The 14,916-nt window shown below is 69.8% G+C and carries 14 protein-coding genes; 12 read left to right on the forward strand and 2 right to left on the reverse strand.

Annotation, left to right across the window (positions count from 1 at the left end):
• Positions 1 to 15: 15 nt before the first annotated feature.
• The 6 genes from QTH86_RS03325 (at position 16) to QTH86_RS03350 (ending at position 6,051) form a co-directional block, all read left to right on the forward strand.
• Positions 16 to 780: an ABC transporter ATP-binding protein gene (locus tag QTH86_RS03325; RefSeq protein ID WP_286646081.1), complete on the forward strand. Its 765-nt coding sequence runs from the start codon at positions 16 to 18 to the stop codon at positions 778 to 780.
• Positions 777 to 1,496, forward strand: a complete 720-nt coding sequence (locus QTH86_RS03330; protein WP_286646080.1) for an ABC transporter ATP-binding protein — start codon at positions 777 to 779, stop codon at positions 1,494 to 1,496. The genes QTH86_RS03325 and QTH86_RS03330 overlap by 4 nt, the downstream gene beginning before the upstream one ends.
• Positions 1,493 to 2,476: a branched-chain amino acid ABC transporter permease gene (locus tag QTH86_RS03335; RefSeq protein WP_286646079.1), complete on the forward strand. Its 984-nt coding sequence runs from the start codon at positions 1,493 to 1,495 to the stop codon at positions 2,474 to 2,476. Before QTH86_RS03330 ends, QTH86_RS03335 begins: the two co-directional genes overlap by 4 nt.
• A 10-nt stretch (positions 2,477 to 2,486) precedes the next feature.
• Positions 2,487 to 3,551, forward strand: a complete 1,065-nt coding sequence (locus tag QTH86_RS03340) for a branched-chain amino acid ABC transporter permease (protein WP_286646078.1) — start codon at positions 2,487 to 2,489, stop codon at positions 3,549 to 3,551.
• Positions 3,548 to 4,417, forward strand: coding sequence for an alpha/beta fold hydrolase (locus QTH86_RS03345; RefSeq protein ID WP_286646077.1), 870 nt, complete (start codon positions 3,548 to 3,550; stop codon positions 4,415 to 4,417). Before QTH86_RS03340 ends, QTH86_RS03345 begins: the two co-directional genes overlap by 4 nt.
• 131 nt (positions 4,418 to 4,548) lie before the next feature.
• Positions 4,549 to 6,051 (forward strand): sensor histidine kinase, encoded by a 1,503-nt coding sequence (locus tag QTH86_RS03350; RefSeq protein WP_286646076.1) that lies wholly within the window; start codon positions 4,549 to 4,551, stop codon positions 6,049 to 6,051.
• Here the strand turns inward: QTH86_RS03350 and QTH86_RS03355 are convergent.
• Both QTH86_RS03355 and QTH86_RS03360 read right to left on the reverse strand, forming a co-directional pair.
• A complete protein-coding gene (locus QTH86_RS03355) occupies positions 6,027 to 6,560 on the reverse strand; it encodes a GAF domain-containing protein (RefSeq protein ID WP_286646075.1) in 534 nt (177 codons plus the stop codon). The genes QTH86_RS03350 and QTH86_RS03355 overlap by 25 nt on opposite strands.
• A 22-nt stretch (positions 6,561 to 6,582) precedes the next feature.
• Complete coding sequence (locus QTH86_RS03360) at positions 6,583 to 8,097, reverse strand: helicase HerA-like C-terminal domain-containing protein (RefSeq protein ID WP_286646074.1); 1,515 nt, start codon at positions 8,095 to 8,097, stop codon at positions 6,583 to 6,585.
• Between the two features lie 101 nt (positions 8,098 to 8,198).
• Between QTH86_RS03360 and QTH86_RS03365 the strand changes: the two genes are divergently transcribed.
• The 6 genes from QTH86_RS03365 to QTH86_RS03390 are packed head-to-tail and all read left to right on the forward strand — an operon-like array spanning position 8,199 to position 14,910.
• On the forward strand, positions 8,199 to 8,510 hold the full coding sequence (locus tag QTH86_RS03365; RefSeq protein WP_286646073.1) for a phosphopantetheine-binding protein: 312 nt from the start codon (positions 8,199 to 8,201) through the stop codon (positions 8,508 to 8,510).
• A gap of 41 nt (positions 8,511 to 8,551) precedes the next feature.
• Positions 8,552 to 9,193 (forward strand): COG4648 family protein, encoded by a 642-nt coding sequence (locus tag QTH86_RS03370; RefSeq protein ID WP_286646072.1) that lies wholly within the window; start codon positions 8,552 to 8,554, stop codon positions 9,191 to 9,193.
• A gap of 22 nt (positions 9,194 to 9,215) precedes the next feature.
• Positions 9,216 to 10,913, forward strand: coding sequence for an ApeI family dehydratase (locus QTH86_RS03375; RefSeq protein ID WP_286649412.1), 1,698 nt, complete (start codon positions 9,216 to 9,218; stop codon positions 10,911 to 10,913).
• Positions 10,913 to 11,899 (forward strand): lysophospholipid acyltransferase family protein, encoded by a 987-nt coding sequence (locus QTH86_RS03380; protein WP_286646070.1) that lies wholly within the window; start codon positions 10,913 to 10,915, stop codon positions 11,897 to 11,899. The genes QTH86_RS03375 and QTH86_RS03380 overlap by 1 nt, the downstream gene beginning before the upstream one ends.
• Positions 11,883 to 12,479 carry a LolA-related protein gene (locus tag QTH86_RS03385; RefSeq protein WP_286646069.1) on the forward strand — a complete coding sequence of 199 codons (597 nt, stop codon included), beginning with the start codon at positions 11,883 to 11,885 and terminating at the stop codon, positions 12,477 to 12,479. The genes QTH86_RS03380 and QTH86_RS03385 overlap by 17 nt, the downstream gene beginning before the upstream one ends.
• Positions 12,480 to 12,537: 58 nt before the next feature.
• Complete coding sequence (locus QTH86_RS03390; protein WP_286646068.1) at positions 12,538 to 14,910, forward strand: MMPL family transporter; 2,373 nt, start codon at positions 12,538 to 12,540, stop codon at positions 14,908 to 14,910.
• The last annotated feature ends 6 nt before the right edge of the window (positions 14,911 to 14,916 follow it).

Here is a 14,916-nt window from a genome sequence, read left to right on the forward strand (position 1 = left end):
CGAACGGCACGAGCGATGCTGGAAACCCGCGGACTCACCATCCGCTTCGGCGGCCACGTGGCCGTCAACGCTGTCTCGTGCGCCTTCGCGCCCGGCACGTTGACGGCCATCGTCGGACCGAACGGGGCGGGCAAGACGACCTACTTCAACCTGATCTCGGGGCAACTGAAAGCCAGCGCGGGAACGGTGTCGCACAACGGGCGCGACCTGTCCGGCCTGTCGCCCTCGGCGCGCACGCACGCCGGCCTGGGCCGTGCGTTTCAGCTCACCAATCTTTTTCCGAACCTCACGGTGCTGGAGAACGTGCGCCTCGCGGTGCAGGCCACGCGCGAGGGCGCGCACCGGCGCGGGCTCAACCTCTGGAGCATCTGGAGCGACCACGCGGCGCTGACCGCGCGGGCCGATGAATTGCTGGCGCAGATCAACCTCAAGTCGAAAGAGAACGCCACCGTCGCGAGCCTGCCGCACGGCGACCAGCGCAAGCTCGAAGTGGCGTTGCTGATGGCGCTGGAGCCGCAGGTGTTCATGTTCGACGAGCCGACCGCCGGCATGAATGCGGCCGAGGCGCCGGTCATTCTCGACCTCATCCGCCAGTTGAAGCAGGACAAGACCAAGACCATCCTGCTGGTTGAACACAAGATGGACGTGGTGCGCGAGCTGGCCGACCGCATCATCGTGCTGCACAACGGCACGCTGGTGGCCGACGGCGAACCGGCCGAAGTGATCGCATCGCCGATCGTGCAAGAGGCCTACCTCGGCGTCGCGAAGGAGGCCGTATGAATCTTCTTGAATTGCAGGGCGTGCAGACGCACATCGGCGCGTACCACATCCTCCACGGCGTCGACCTGGTCGTGCCCAAGGGCCAACTGACGATGCTGCTCGGCCGCAACGGCGCCGGCAAGACGACCACGCTGCGGACCATCATGGGCCTGTGGCATGCATCGCAGGGCAGGGTGCGTTTCGGTGACAAGGACATCACCGCGCTGCGCACGCCCGACATCGCCGCGCTCGGCATCGCCTACGTGCCCGAGACCATGGGCATTTTCTCGGACCTGACGGTCAAGGAGAACATGCTGCTGGCCGCGCGCAGCGCGAAGAACGCCGACGCCATCGACGACACGCGCCTGAAGTGGATCTTCCAGCTCTTCCCCGCGGTCGAGAAGTTCTGGAACCACCCGGCCGGCAAGCTCTCGGGCGGGCAGAAGCAGATGCTGGCCGTCTCGCGCGCCATCGTCGAGCCGCGCGAGCTGCTCATCATCGACGAGCCCAGCAAGGGCCTCGCGCCCGTGATGATCAACAACATGATCGACGCCTTCGCCCAGCTCAAGGCGAGCGGCGTGACCATCCTGCTGGTGGAGCAGAACATCCATTTCGCGCAGCGCCTGGGCGACACCGTAGCCGTGATGGACAACGGCCGCGTGGTGCACAGCGGCCCCATGGCCGCGTTCTCGGCGGACGAACGACTGCAGCAATCGCTGCTGGGGCTGGCCTTATGAAAACCGACTTCGACTGGACGCCACTGGCCCTGGTGCCCGTGCTCGCGCTCATCGCGCTGCCGCTCACGGGCTCCCTCTCGACCTGGCTCACGCTCACGGTCGCCGGCCTGGCGATGGGCATGATCATCTTCATCATCGCCTCCGGCCTCACGCTGATCTTCGGCCTGATGGACGTGCTCAACTTCGGCCACGGCGTGTTCATCGCGCTGGGCGCCTTCGTCGCGAGCAGCGTGCTCGGGCTGATGGGCGACTGGACGGGCTCGGGCGAGCTGTGGCGCAACCTGGTGGCGGTGTTCCCGGCCATGCTGGTGGCGATGCTCGTGGCCGGCGCGGTCGGCCTCGCCTTCGAGCGCTTCATCGTGCGGCCGGTGTACGGCCAGCACTTGAAGCAGATCCTCATCACCATGGGCGGGATGATCATCGGCGAAGAGCTGATCAAGGTCATCTGGGGCCCGGCGCAGATCCCGCTGCCGCTGCCCGAGGCGTTGCGCGGCTCGGTCTTCGTGGCCGATGCGGCGATCAGCAAGTACCGGCTGCTGGCCGTCGCGGTGGGCCTGGTCGTCTTCGGCCTGCTGGCCTGGACGCTCGGACGGACCAAGATCGGCCTCCTGATCCGCGCCGGCGTGCAGGACCGCGAGATGGTCGAGTCGCTCGGCTACCGCATCGGCCGCTTGTTCGTCGGCGTGTTCGTGGTGGGCAGCGCGCTCGCGGGCCTGGGCGGCGTGATGTGGGGGCTGTTCCAGCAGAACCTGATTCCGCAGATGGGCGCGCAGGTCAACGTGCTGATCTTCATCGTCATCATCATCGGCGGGCTGGGGTCGACGGGCGGGGCGCTCATCGGCGCGCTGCTGGTCGGGCTGATGACCAACTACATCGGCTTCCTGGTGCCGACGCTCACGCAGTTCGCGAGCATCTTCCTGATGGTCGCGGTGCTGCTGTGGCGGCCGCAGGGCGTGTATCCCGTGGCGAGCAGCCGGTGAGGGCGAAGTCATGTTGAAACGACTCCTCTCCAACGACATGCCGCGCAGCCGCGTGCTCGCGCTGCTGCTGCTGGCCGTGCTGCTGGGCCTGGCCTTCGCGCCCTTCATCTTCCCGGGCGTCAAGGCGCTCAGCGTGGCGGCCAAGATCCTGGTCTTCATCGTGCTGGTCGCGAGCTTCGACCTGCTGCTGGGCTACACCGGCATCGTGAGTTTCGCGCACACGATGTTCTTCGGCATCGGCGCCTACGGCATCGCCATCTCGGCCAGCCGGCTGGGCGCGGGCTGGGACGCGCTCTTCATCGGCCTGGGCGCGTCGCTTGCCGTGTCGCTGGTGCTGGCGCTGGCCATCGGGCTGTTCTCGCTGCGGGTGCGCGCGATCTTCTTCGCGATGATCACGCTGGCGGTGGCTTCGGCCTTCCAGACGCTGGCGTCGCAGCTGTCGGACTTCACCGGCGGCGAAGACGGCCTGACCTTCAAGCTGCCCGAGCTGATCTCGCCGAGCTTCGAGTTCGCCGACGAGCCCTTCCTTGGTGTCTCGCTGGACGGTCGGCTGCTCTGCTACTACCTGCTCTTCGTGGCGGCGGTGGTGCTGGTGCTCGCGCTGCTGCGCATCGTGAACTCGCCCTTCGGCCGCGTGCTGCAGGCGATCCGCGAGAACGAATTCCGCGCCGAGGCCATCGGCTACCGCGTGGTGGTCTACCGCACGACCGCCGCCGTGCTGTCGGCCCTGTTCGCCACGCTCGCCGGCGCGATGCTCGCGATCTGGCTGCGCTACAACGGGCCGGACACGTCGCTGAGCTTCGAGATCATGGTCGACGTGCTGCTGATCGTGGTGATCGGCGGCATGGGCACCATCTACGGCGCGGCGCTGGGCGCGGTGCTCTTCGTCATCGCACAGAGCTACCTGCAGGACCTGCTCAAGCTCGGCAGCGAAGCGGCCAGCGGTCTGCCTTGGCTGGCGGCGCTGCTGTCGCCGGACCGCTGGCTGCTGTGGCTGGGCGTGCTGTTCGTGCTGTCCGTCTATTACTTCCCGACGGGCATCGTCGGCAAACTCCGGGCGAGGGCCTTGCGATGACTCCCACTTCGAACTACGCGCAACTGCTGGGCCGCGAAATCCACTGGATGGACTGGGGGCCGAAGGAGGGCGCCGCCGTCATTGCCTGGCATGGCCTGGCGCGCACCGGCCGCGACATGGACGAGTTGGCCGATCATCTGGCGGGGCAGGGCTTCCGCGTGATCTGCCCCGACACCCTCGGCCGCGGCCTGAGCCAGTGGAGCCCGCTGCCGGACGCCGAATACCAGCTCTCGTTCTACGCCTGGCTGGCCGAGGCGCTGTGCGATGCGCTCCAGCTTGATCGTGTCCACTGGGTCGGCACCTCGATGGGCGGTGCCATCGGCACGGTCTGCGCGTCGGGCCTCTTCGCGCCGCGCATGAAGGCGCGCATGGCCAGCCTGGTGCTCAACGACAACGCGCCCGAACTCGCGAGCGCCGCCGTCGAGCGCATCAAGGCCTACGCCGGCAACCCACCGGCCTTTGCCACCGTGGCGGAGCTTGAGGCCTTCTTCCGCACGGTCTACAAGCCCTACGGCTGGCTCAGCGATGCCCAGTGGCGGCGACTCACCGAGACCTCGACGCGCCGCCTGCCCGACGGCCGCGTGACGCCGCACTACGACCCGGCCATGGTTCGCCAGTTCACGGCGCACGACAACGACTACCTGATCTGGTCCCACTGGGACGCCATCGAGGTGCCGGTGCTGTGCCTGCGCGGCGTCGATTCCGACCTGGTGCTGCCGGAGGCCGTGGCCGAGATGCGCGCGCGCGGGCCTGGCGCCGCCGGCCTGCTGAAGGTGATCGAGGTGCCGGGCTGCGGTCACGCGCCGGCGCTCAACGTGCCCGAGCAGCTGCTGCCGATCGAGGCCTTCTTGCGCCTGGCGGCCTGAAAAGGTCTGGCGGCGCAGTGCCATAGGTCGTTCGTTGTAGGAAGGCCGAACGGCGAAAAGGGGGCCGAGGAACCGGTTGCCGCGGGCGGGGCCGCCACCTAGGATGGGGTGCAACCCTTCCTTTCCTCGCCGTGTCCGACTCCCTCCTGGGCGAACCGCCCTTGTCAGCGTCGTCCCGCTTCGAACAGGCTGCATCGGCCGGTGTGCCCGTTCGCGCCTCGTTCTCGATCGAGCCGCGAGAGAGCGACGGCGCAGAGCGCTCCGCGGCCGCCGAGCGACGCGCGAAGAAGGCACGAGCGGACGCGATCGGCGCGAACCTGATCCGGCAATACATGAACGATGCGCTGCATCGGCACACGCTGGGGCTCCTGCTGGCATCGACCATGGCGGCCCTGTGCTGGCCGTATGCGCCGGCCGAGGCCGTATTGCTGTGGCTCGGTCTGGTGCTGGCCGGCGCCTACGTGCGGCTGCACTCGGCCCGGCATTTCGTCGACGTGGTCGATCGTGACGGGCCGTCCGCACGGCAGGCCTTCGTGCGACGGTTGGTTCCTTTCTATGTCGTCATGGGGGGCGTCTGGGCTTCTTCGTTGCTGCTGTTCGCAGCGCGCAGCGAGGGCCTGCGGGGCTTCGCCTGCTGGGCCGTGCTGGCGGCGCTGATCTACGGGGCGGCGCAGCGGCTGGCGGTCCTGCCTGCGCTGTGGAAGGCGTTCGTCCCCACCTTCTTCGTGGGCGTCTTCTGCTACTTCGCCTACGCCGCTGCCACGGGGCCCGATGCCGGTTGGGGCGCGCTGGGCTTCGTTCCGCTGTGCGTCGCGCAGTTCTTCTTCCTTCGCCGCCTGTCGACCGATGGGCTGCGCCTCCAGTCGGCGCTGTACGGCGCGCAGTACGACCTGGCCTGCAAGTCCGAGGAGGCGCTGGCCGCGGTGGTCGCCAAGAACAAGTTCCTGGCCGCCGCCACGCACGACATGCGCCAGCCGGTGATCGCGATGGGTCTGTACGCGGAGTTTCTGGAGGCGGAGCCCGACAGCTACGACGAGCTGGCGCCGAAGATCGGCCGCGCCGCCCAGGTCGTCAACCGGCTCTTCGACTCGCTCTTCGACCTGTCGGCCTTCGATGCGGGGCAGGTCCGTCTGACGGTGTCGCCGGTCTCGGTCGCTTCGGTCATCCGCGCCCTGCAGGAGGAATACGAACCCCTCGCCAACGCCAAGGGGCTGACGCTGCGGGTCCGGGTGCGGGATGCCGTCCTCCATACCGATGAAGTCAGGCTCCGGCGCATGATCGGCAACGTCCTGTCGAACGCGATCAAGTACACGCCGCCGGGTCGCAAGGTGCTCCTGGCGGTGCGCCCGGCCGGCGCCCGGATGCGGGTCGAGGTGTGGGACCAGGGCATCGGCATCCCCGCCGCCCAGATCGAGAAGGTGTTCCAGGAGTTCTTCCGCGCCGAGGGCGGCAGCCAGCTCGCGCCCGATGGCCTGGGCATCGGCCTGGCGCTGGTAGCGCGGCTGGCCGACGCGCTGCGCACGCGCGTCTCGATCGATTCGGTCGAAGGGCGGGGCACCCGCGTGTCGCTCACGCTGGGCGACGTGGAGGCGGAGCCCGCCAGGCGCATTCAGCTCTCGGCGGCGTCCGGTTGAGGGTCACCGCTGCGGCGGCTCCTGGCGATCAGGCGCGCCGTCAGGTCGGCGGCCATCCGCAGGCGTTTCAGGTCGCGGTGCGTCAACGCTTCGTTCGGGGCGGTGCTGAAGCAGCAAAGCGTGCCGTAGACGTCGCCGTCCGGCAGCACGATCGGCACGCTCAGGTGCGCGCCGATCGGCACCGGCGGACGCGGGAGTTCCGCGAGGTTCGGCAACTTCTGCACATCCGTGACGAGCTGCGGCAGCCGACCGTCGACCACGCGTTGGCAGAAGCTCCGTTCCAGGGCATCCGAGCTGCCCTCGGCACCCCGCCATCGGTTGTCGGCCGCGTCGACCTGGCGGTACACCCGGCGGCCTTCCGTGAAGTGCGAGACGAAGGCCACGTCCATGGCGAGATGTTCGCGCATGAGCTTGAGCACCTCGCGCACCGAGCGGTCGACCTGCTCGTGGCTCATGTCGACGGTCACGACCGCGACCCGCTTCAGTTCCTCTTCGAAATCGTTGTCCATCCGGCAGGCCCTTGCACGACGGTCAGCGCTTCTTGGCGCCGAAGATGCCGCCCAGCACGCCACGCAAGATTTCCTTGCCGACGTTGGTGCCCACGGTGCGCACCGCGGATTTCGCCATGGTCTGCACCAGCCCGTCGCGCTTGCCGCCGCGCGGGCCGGTCGAGCCGAACAGCAGGTCGTTCAGGAAGCCGCCTTCGGCGGGCGCGCCGGGCTTGGCGGCGCCGGCCTTGCCGACCGTGGGGGCGGGGGCATCGGGCGCGCTCTCTGCGCGCCCCTTGAGCTTCTCGTAGGCCGACTCGCGGTCCACCGTCTTCTCGTAGACGCCGGCCACCAGCGAGTCGGCGATGAGCTGCTGGCGCTGCGCCGGCGTGATCGGGCCGAGCTGGCTGCCCGGCGGCAGCACGAACACGCGCTCGGTCACGCTGGGCCGGCCCTTGGCGTCGAGGAAGCTCACGAGCGCCTCGCCCACGGCCAGCTCGGTGATGGCGGCCTCGATGTCGAGCCCCGGCTTCTGGCGCATGGTGGTGGCCGTGGCCTTGACGGCCTTCTGGTCGCGCGGCGTGAAGGCCCGCAGCGCGTGCTGCACCCGGTTGCCCAGTTGGGCGAGCACCGAATCGGGAATGTCCAGCGGGTTCTGCGTGACGAAGAACACGCCCACGCCCTTGGAGCGCACGAGGCGCACCACCAGCTCGATGCGTTCGACCAGCGCCTTGGGCGCCTCGTTGAACAGCAGGTGGGCCTCGTCGAAGAAGAAGACCAGCTTGGGCTGGTCGGGGTCGCCGATCTCGGGCAGCTGCTCGAACAGCTCGGACAGCATCCACAGCAGGAAGGTCGCGTAGAGCCGCGGCGAGTTCATCAGCTTGTCGGCCGTGAGGATGTTGATCACCCCCTTGCCGCCGACCGTCTGCATGAAGTCCTGGATGTTGAGCATCGGCTCGCCGAAGAACTTGTCGCCGCCCTGGCCCTCGATCTGCAGCAGGCCGCGCTGGATGGCGCCCACGCTGGCGGCGCTGATGTTGCCGTACTCGGTGGTGAACTGGCTGGCGTTCTCGCCGACGTACTGCAGCATGGCCCGCAGGTCCTTCAGGTCGAGCAGCAGCATGCCGCTGTCGTCGGCGACCTTGAAGACCAGGTTCAGCACGCCGGCCTGGGTTTCGTTCAGGTCGAGCATGCGGCCCAGCAGCAGCGGACCCATGTCGGAGATGGTGGCCCGCACCGGGTGGCCCTGTTCGCCGAACACGTCCCACAGCGTGACGGGGCAGGCGAGGGGGGCGGGCGCTTCGATGCCGCGTTCCTTCAGCGTCGCGGCCAGCTTGTCGCCGATGTGGCCGGCCTGGCTGATGCCCGTGAGGTCGCCCTTCACGTCGGCCATGAACACCGGCACGCCGATGCCCGACAGCTGCTCGGCCAGGGTCTGCAGCGTGACCGTCTTGCCGGTGCCGGTGGCCCCGGTGATCAGGCCGTGCCGGTTGGTCAGGTTCGGCAGCAGGAAGCACTCGGTTGCGTCGTGGCGGGCGATGAGAAGAGGGTCGGCCATGGGGGCTCCGGAAACAGTCGAAAGCGGCAGTCTATCCAACACCCCCTCCTATAATTCGACGCCCCAGGCTTACGTTCCGTGAAATAGTTCCAGGAGTTCCTTTGTCGTCGACCACCCCCACCCCCCTCTCCGCCGATGGCTCCAGCGCTGAACAGACGCCGCTCGAGCTCGAGCTCGCAACCTTGCTGGTCGAATCCCTGAATCTCGAAGTGGCGCCCGCCGAGGTCGACCCGAACGCGCCGCTGTACGGCGACGGCCTGGGCCTCGACTCGATCGACATCCTGGAAGTGGCGCTCGAGGTGTCGCGCCGCTACGGCTTCCAGCTGCGTTCGGACGACGAGCGCAACCAGCAGATCTTCCAGTCGCTTCGAACCCTGGCCACCCACGTTGCCGCGAACCGTACGACGGCTTGAAATGGAACGCCCCCGAAGCGCCCGCGGCGCCTGAAACCCCGATGTCGCGATGGCGCTTGGCGCTCCTGCTGCTGGCAGGGGCGGCGTATGCGGGCCTGTCCCACTGGCTGATGCTGTTCCATCCGCACGCCCCCTGGGCGATGGCGGTGCTGCTGGGCCCGCTCTGGCTCACGGCGCTCGGTCTGGGCGGTTCGCGTTTCGGTGGCTGGGGGCTGCTCGGTGCCACGCTGGCGGGCGTGTTCATCTTCGTCGCGCTCTGGCGCGGCGGCGCGGGCGATCCCAACCGGCTGTACGTGCTGCAGCACGTCGGCATGAACGGGGTGCTGGCCTGCTGGTTCGGCGGCAGCCTGCGCGGCGGGCGGCTCTCGCTCATCGGGCAGTTCGCCCAGCGCGTGCATCCGCTCGGGAAGGGCATGCCGGAGTACACGCGGCAGGTGACCTGGGTCTGGACGATCTACTTCACGGTCACCGCGCTGGTCTCGATCCCCGTCTACCTCTGGTTGCCATTCTCGGTCTGGTCGCTGCTGGCCAATGTGCTGAGCCCAGTGATGGTGGTCGGGCTGTTCGTGGGCGAGCACCTGGTGCGCTACCGCCTGCACCCCGAGTTCGAACGCACCCGCATGATCGATGCGGTGCGGGCTTTCTACGGCGCCACGTCGGCCGAGCCGAACGCCAAGCGCTGACGCGATGACAACGGAGCTGCGCATGTCGAACGATGTTCCTTCCCACCCCTTGCTGGCGACGCGCGACCTCGACGCGCCGCTGGCCTGGCGCGCCGGCGTGCCGGTGTCGGGCCGCAGCTTCCTGGCCGACGTGTCGCGGCAGGCCGAGCGCATGCCGGCTGCCGGCCCGGTGCTGAACCTCTGCAACGACCGCTACGCTTTCGCGGTGGCGCTCGGTGCGGCCCTGCTGCGCGGCCAGGCCAGCCTGCTGCCGCCCGATGCGCGGCCCGAGACGATGGCGCGGCTGACGGCCGAGCACGGAAAACTCACCGCCGTGACCGACGAGCCCTCGCTCGAAACGCCCGGGCTCGAGCGCGTGATGGTCGAGGTCGGTGCCCGTGCGGCCGATGCGCCCTGCGACGTACCGGTCATCGACGGCCACCTGCATGCGGTGAGCCTGCTCACCTCCGGCTCGACCGGCGTGCCGCAGCCGCATGCCAAGAGCTGGCACACGCTGGTGGGCGACGCGGCCGCCGCCGTCGCCCGGCTGGCGCAGTTGCTCGGTCGGCCCTCGCTCGAAGGGCTGACACTGGTCGGCACGGTGCCGGTGCAGCACAGCTACGGGCTGGAATCCACGGCCCTGCTGGCGCTGGTGGGCGGCGCGGCCTTCGACAGCGGCCGGCCCTTCTTCCCGGCCGACATCGTGGCGGCGCTGGCCGTGGTGCCGCGCCCCCGTGCGCTGGTCACCACGCCGTTCCACCTGAAGACGTTGCTGCTGGCCGGCGTCGAGATCCCGCCGGTCGACCTGATCCTGTCGGCCACCGCGCCGCTGTCGCCGCAGCTCGCGGCCCAGGCCGAGCAGGCCACCGGCGGCATGCTCATCGAGATCTACGGCAGCACCGAGTCGGGCCAGGTCGCGACGCGCCGGCCCACGCAGAGCGAGGTGTGGGACACCTTCGGCGAAATCCGCGTCACCGCGCAGCCGGGCGCCGACGGCACCGAGCAGTTCGTCTTCGCCGGCGACTTCATCCCCCAGCCCACGCCGATGGCCGATGTGCTGGAGCTGCTGGACGACCGGCGCTTCCGCCTGTTCGGCCGCGCCAACGACCTGGTCCACGTGGCCGGCAAGCGCAGCTCGCTCGGCCACCTCAACTACCACCTCAACAGCATCCCCGGCGTGGACGACGGCGCCTTCTGGCTGCCCGACGACGTCAGCGACGGCGTGGTGCGGCCGGTGGCTTTCGTGGTCGCGCCCACGCTCGGCGCGGGCGACGTGGTCGCGGCGCTGCGCGCGCGGCTCGAATCCGTCTTCGTGCCGCGACGCGTGGTGCACGTGCCGTCGCTGCCGCGTGAGGGCACCGGCAAGCTGACCGTGCGCGCGCTGCGCGAGTTCGCGCTGTCGCAACTGGCCGCCGACGACACGCCAGTGCAGGTGACGCACGAGATCCCTGCAGACCATCCCGTCTTCGCCGGCCACTTTCCCGGCCAGCCGCTGGTGCCGGGCGCGTTGCTGGTGGCGGAAGTGATGGAGGTGATGCGGCGCGTGCCCGCCATGGCGGCACGGCTCGGTGCGCATCCCACGCTGGCGGCGGTCAAGTTCCTCTCGCCGGTGCGGCCCGGCGCGGCCATCGACATCGCGTTGCACCCCGAGACGGGCGCCGCGCGGGGCGTGCGCTTCGAGGTGCGCTGCGGCGACGTGGTGGCGGCGAGCGGGCGCTGGACGCCATCGGACACACGCTGATGGCGGAACGCGAAGCCGGCCTGCCAGGCGCCAGCGACAAGCGGCCCGGGGCCGCCGGCTGGACGCAAAAGCCCGAGCGCAGCAACATGACGGCGCTGCGCGTCATCTGCTGGATCGCGCTGACCTGCGGTCGACCGCTCACACGCCTGATCCTGCATCCGATCTGCCTTTACTTCCTGCTGTTCGACCCGACGTCGCGGCGCCACATCAAGCGCTATCTGCGCCGGGCCATCGGCCCCCGGGCGGGCTGGGCCGATGGCTATCGGCTGCTGCATGCGTTCGCGTCGACGGTGCTCGACAGGGTGTACTTCCTGCGGGGCCGCATCGACCTCTTCGAGGTGACCATCCAGGGCAATCGACCGGTCGAGGCCGAGGTTTTCGCGGGGCGGGGCGCCTTCCTGCTCGGTGCGCACGTCGGCAGTTTCGAGGCCATGGGGGCCTGCCGCCAGCACAGCAGCGATCAGGGCGCGCTGCCGCTGGCGATGCTGATGTTCACCGACAACGCGCAGCGCATCACCGCGATCCTGGAAGCCATCAGCCTGCCCGAGCTGCGCCCGCACATCATCGCGCTGGGCCGGCCGCATTCGATGCTGGCGCTGCGCGACTGGCTCGACGGCGGCGGGCTGGGCGGCCTGCTGGCCGACCGCACGTTGTCCGACGGCGACGAGATGGGCCAGCGCGGGAACAACCTCACGCTGTCCTTTCTCGGTCATCCGGCCGTGTTCAACGACGGGCCGTTCCGCCTGGCCGCGCTGCTGCGCCGCAAGGTGTTCTTCATGGCGGGGCTCTATCTGGGGGGCGCCCGCTACGATGTCCGCTTCGAGCCGCTGGCCGACTTCAGCGAGCGCGTGGCCGACGTGGCCGAACGGGAACGACGCATCCGCGCAGCGGTCGAAGCCTATGTGGCGCGCCTGGAGGCGCTGTGCCGCGAACATCCCTACAACTGGTTCAACTTCCATGATTTCTGGCTTGAAGACTCGCATTGAGGCACGCGTCGAGAGTGGGCTGCGGCAGGCCCGCTGGGCGCTGGTGGCGCTGGCGTGCGCCGCCGCGCCGGCCTGGGCCTTCGACCTCCATGAACTGATGAGCCTGCTGGCCAAACAGAAGCAGGGCGAGGCCAACTTCACCGAGCAGCGCTACGTGCGCGGCTTCGACGGCCCGCTGGCGGCCAGCGGCACCCTGAGCTTCACGGCGCCGGACCAGCTGGTGCGGCGTACCCTGTCGCCGCGGCCGGAGACGATGGCGGTCGACGGCAACAACCTCACGCTGTCACGCAGCGGTCGCAGCCGCAGCATGACGCTCGACAGCATGCCCGAACTGCAGGGCATGGTCGAAGCGATGCGCGCCACGCTCGCCGGCAACACGCAGGTGCTGCAGCGCTACTTCACCAGCACCGTCGGCGGCAGCGCCAGCGACTGGACGCTCGACCTCGCACCGATCGATGCGCGCCTGGCGTCGCAGGTTGCGACGCTGCGCCTGAGCGGCAAGGCCGGCGAGGTGCTGGGCGTGGAGATGGAGTTCCGCGGCGGCGACCGGTCGGTCATGACGATCTCGCCGAAGCGATGAGCGCCGCCCGGCCGCCCGAAGGCGCTCGCACCGCAGCCCGCAGGGCGGAGGTCTTGGAATGAGCGTTCAGCACGCCGGGCCGAGCCGGGGCCGCCGCACGCTCGTGCTCCTGCTGTGGCTGGCCGCGGTGCTGGCCGGGGTCGCGGTCATTTCGAGTACCCACTTCAGCGCCGACCTGTCGGCCTTCCTGCCGGCCAGCCCCGACGCGCGCCAGCGCGTGCTGATCGAGCAGCTGCAGAGCGGCGTCGCCTCGCGGACGCTGATGGTCGGCCTCGAAGGCGGCAAGGACGCGGCCCAGCGCGCCGACGTGTCGCGCGCCCTCGGCAAGGCGATGCGCGCCAGCGGGCTCTACGAGCAGGTCCAGAACGGCGACCACAGCGAATGGCAGGAAGCCGGCACCTTCGTCTTCGACCGGCGCTACCAGCTGTCGCCGGACGTGACGCCGCAGCGCTTCAGCGTCGACGGCCTGCGCGATGCCGTCACCGACACCATGTCGATGCTCGGTACGCCGGCCGGCAATTTGGTCCGGCCGCTGTTCGAGCGCGATCCGACCGGCGAGACGCAGCGCATCGCCGAAGGGCTGATCCCCGCCACCTCCCCGCGCACGGAGGAGGGCGTGTGGGTGTCGCGCACCGCGCCGCGCGCCATGCTGTTGGCCACGACCAAGGCCTCGGGCAGCGATCTCGATGCGCAAGCGGCCGCCGTCGCCCGCATCGAGACCGAATACGCCAAGGCGACGCAGGGCCTGGGTGCCGAAGCGCCGAAGTTGCAATTGAGCGGCGCCCCGGTGTTCTCGGTGCAGAGCCGCGACAAGATCAAGGGCGAGGCGATCCACCTCGCCATCGTCGGCGCCATCGTGATGGGCTGCCTGCTGCTGGTGGCCTTCGCGTCGCCCAAGGCACTGGTCGTCGCGCTGCTGCCGGTGCTGACCGGCGTGGTCGCGGGCACGGCCGCGGTCGCACTGGTGTTCGGCTCGGTGCACGGCCTCACGATGGGCTTCGGCAGCACGCTGATCGGCGAGACAGTCGACTACGCCATCTACTACCTGATCCAGGCGCGCGGCGCGGCGGTGCCGGGCACCGGCTGGCAGCGCTGGCGCGACCTGAACTGGCCGACGGTGCGCCTGGGCCTGCTCACGTCGGTGTGCGGTTTCGCGGCGCTGCTGTTCTCGGGCTTCCCGGGCTTGGCGCAGCTCGGCGTGTTCTCCATCGCCGGCCTGGTGGCCGCCGCGCTGGTCACGCGCCATGGCCTGCCGATGCTGGCACCCGATGGCGCGACGGGCATCGGCATGCGCCGTCACATGGCACGTGTGGCGAGCGGCATCGTCCAGGCCATGCCGCGGCTGCGCGTCGGCTTCGTCGTGCTGGGCGTGGTGGCGATGGCGCTGATGGCGTGGCAGGGCGGGGCGCTGTGGCGCGCCAGCCTGTCGTCCATGAGCCCGATCTCCAAGGCTTCGCAGGAACTCGACGCCTCGTTGCGCGAGGACATCGGCGCCAGCGACGGGGGCACGCTGGTCGTCATCCAGGCGGCCGACGAGCAGGCCACGCTGCGCATTACCGAGGCCGCCGGCCAGCGGCTCGATGCGCTGGTCGACGAAGGCCAGCTGAGCGGCTACGAAACCGTCACCCGCATGCTGCCGAGCGCGGCCGCGCAGCAGGCGCGCATCGCCAGCCTGCCCGATGCTGCCACGCTGCGCGCGCGCGTGGCCGAGGCGACGCAGGGCATGCCGCTGGCACCCGATCGGCTCGAACCCTTCGTGGCCTCGGTGGACGCGGCGCGCAACCTGGCGCCCATCACCCGCGAAGAACTCGCCCAGGGGCCGCTGGCGCCCGTGGTGCGCGCGCTGATGTTCGAGCGGCCGGGCGGCGGCTGGGCGTCGCTGATCGCGCTGCACACGACCGATCGCTTCGACAAGGCCAAGCTGGTGGCGGCGCTGGCGCCGCTGCCGGAGGTTCAGGTGGTCGACATCGGCGCCGAACTGGGCAGCCTCTATGACCGCTACCTGCACGAGGCCTTCGTGCAGGTGCTGCTCGGTGCGCTGGCTGTCGTCGTGCTGCTGGGTCTGTACCTGCGCTCGCTGCGCCGGCTGGTGGCCGTGTGCCAGCCGCTGCTGCTGGCGGTGGTGCTCACGCTCGGCGGCATGGCGGCGCTGCAGGTGCCGCTGGGCATCCTGCACCTCGTCGGGCTGCTGCTGATCGTGGCGGTCGGCTCCAACTACGCGCTCTTCTTCGACCAGCTGCAGGAGACCGGCCGCGCCGACGAGGACACGCTGGCCTCGCTGATGCTGGCCAACCTGACGACGGTCGTGTCCTTCGGGCTGATCGCGATCTCGGACATCCCGGCGCTCTCGGCCATCGGTCGCGTGGTGGCGCCCGGCGCGCTCTTGGCCTTGCTGCTCTCTGCGGCTTTCGCCAAGCGGCGCGTGCGCTGAGGTACA

This window comes from Variovorax sp. J2L1-78 (assembly GCF_030317205.1).
In the GTDB taxonomy this organism is placed as follows: domain Bacteria; phylum Pseudomonadota; class Gammaproteobacteria; order Burkholderiales; family Burkholderiaceae_C; genus Variovorax; species Variovorax arabinosiphilus.

Excerpts from the sequence above, each read along its gene's own strand:
- QTH86_RS03330 (WP_286646080.1), top strand. The coding sequence starts at position 777 with ATGAATCTTCTTGAATTGCAGGGCGTGCAGACGCACATCGGCGCGTAC.
- QTH86_RS03325 (WP_286646081.1), top strand. The coding sequence starts at position 16 with ATGCTGGAAACCCGCGGACTCACCATCCGCTTCGGCGGCCACGTGGCC.
- QTH86_RS03340 (WP_286646078.1), top strand. The coding sequence starts at position 2,487 with ATGTTGAAACGACTCCTCTCCAACGACATGCCGCGCAGCCGCGTGCTC.
- QTH86_RS03345 (WP_286646077.1), top strand. The coding sequence starts at position 3,548 with ATGACTCCCACTTCGAACTACGCGCAACTGCTGGGCCGCGAAATCCAC.
- QTH86_RS03380 (WP_286646070.1), top strand. The coding sequence starts at position 10,913 with ATGGCGGAACGCGAAGCCGGCCTGCCAGGCGCCAGCGACAAGCGGCCC.
- QTH86_RS03390 (WP_286646068.1), top strand. The coding sequence starts at position 12,538 with ATGAGCGTTCAGCACGCCGGGCCGAGCCGGGGCCGCCGCACGCTCGTG.
- QTH86_RS03360 (WP_286646074.1), bottom strand. The coding sequence starts at position 8,097 with ATGGCCGACCCTCTTCTCATCGCCCGCCACGACGCAACCGAGTGCTTC.
- QTH86_RS03375 (WP_286649412.1), top strand. The coding sequence starts at position 9,216 with ATGTCGAACGATGTTCCTTCCCACCCCTTGCTGGCGACGCGCGACCTC.
- QTH86_RS03355 (WP_286646075.1), bottom strand. The coding sequence starts at position 6,560 with ATGGACAACGATTTCGAAGAGGAACTGAAGCGGGTCGCGGTCGTGACC.
- QTH86_RS03335 (WP_286646079.1), top strand. The coding sequence starts at position 1,493 with ATGAAAACCGACTTCGACTGGACGCCACTGGCCCTGGTGCCCGTGCTC.
- QTH86_RS03370 (WP_286646072.1), top strand. The coding sequence starts at position 8,552 with ATGTCGCGATGGCGCTTGGCGCTCCTGCTGCTGGCAGGGGCGGCGTAT.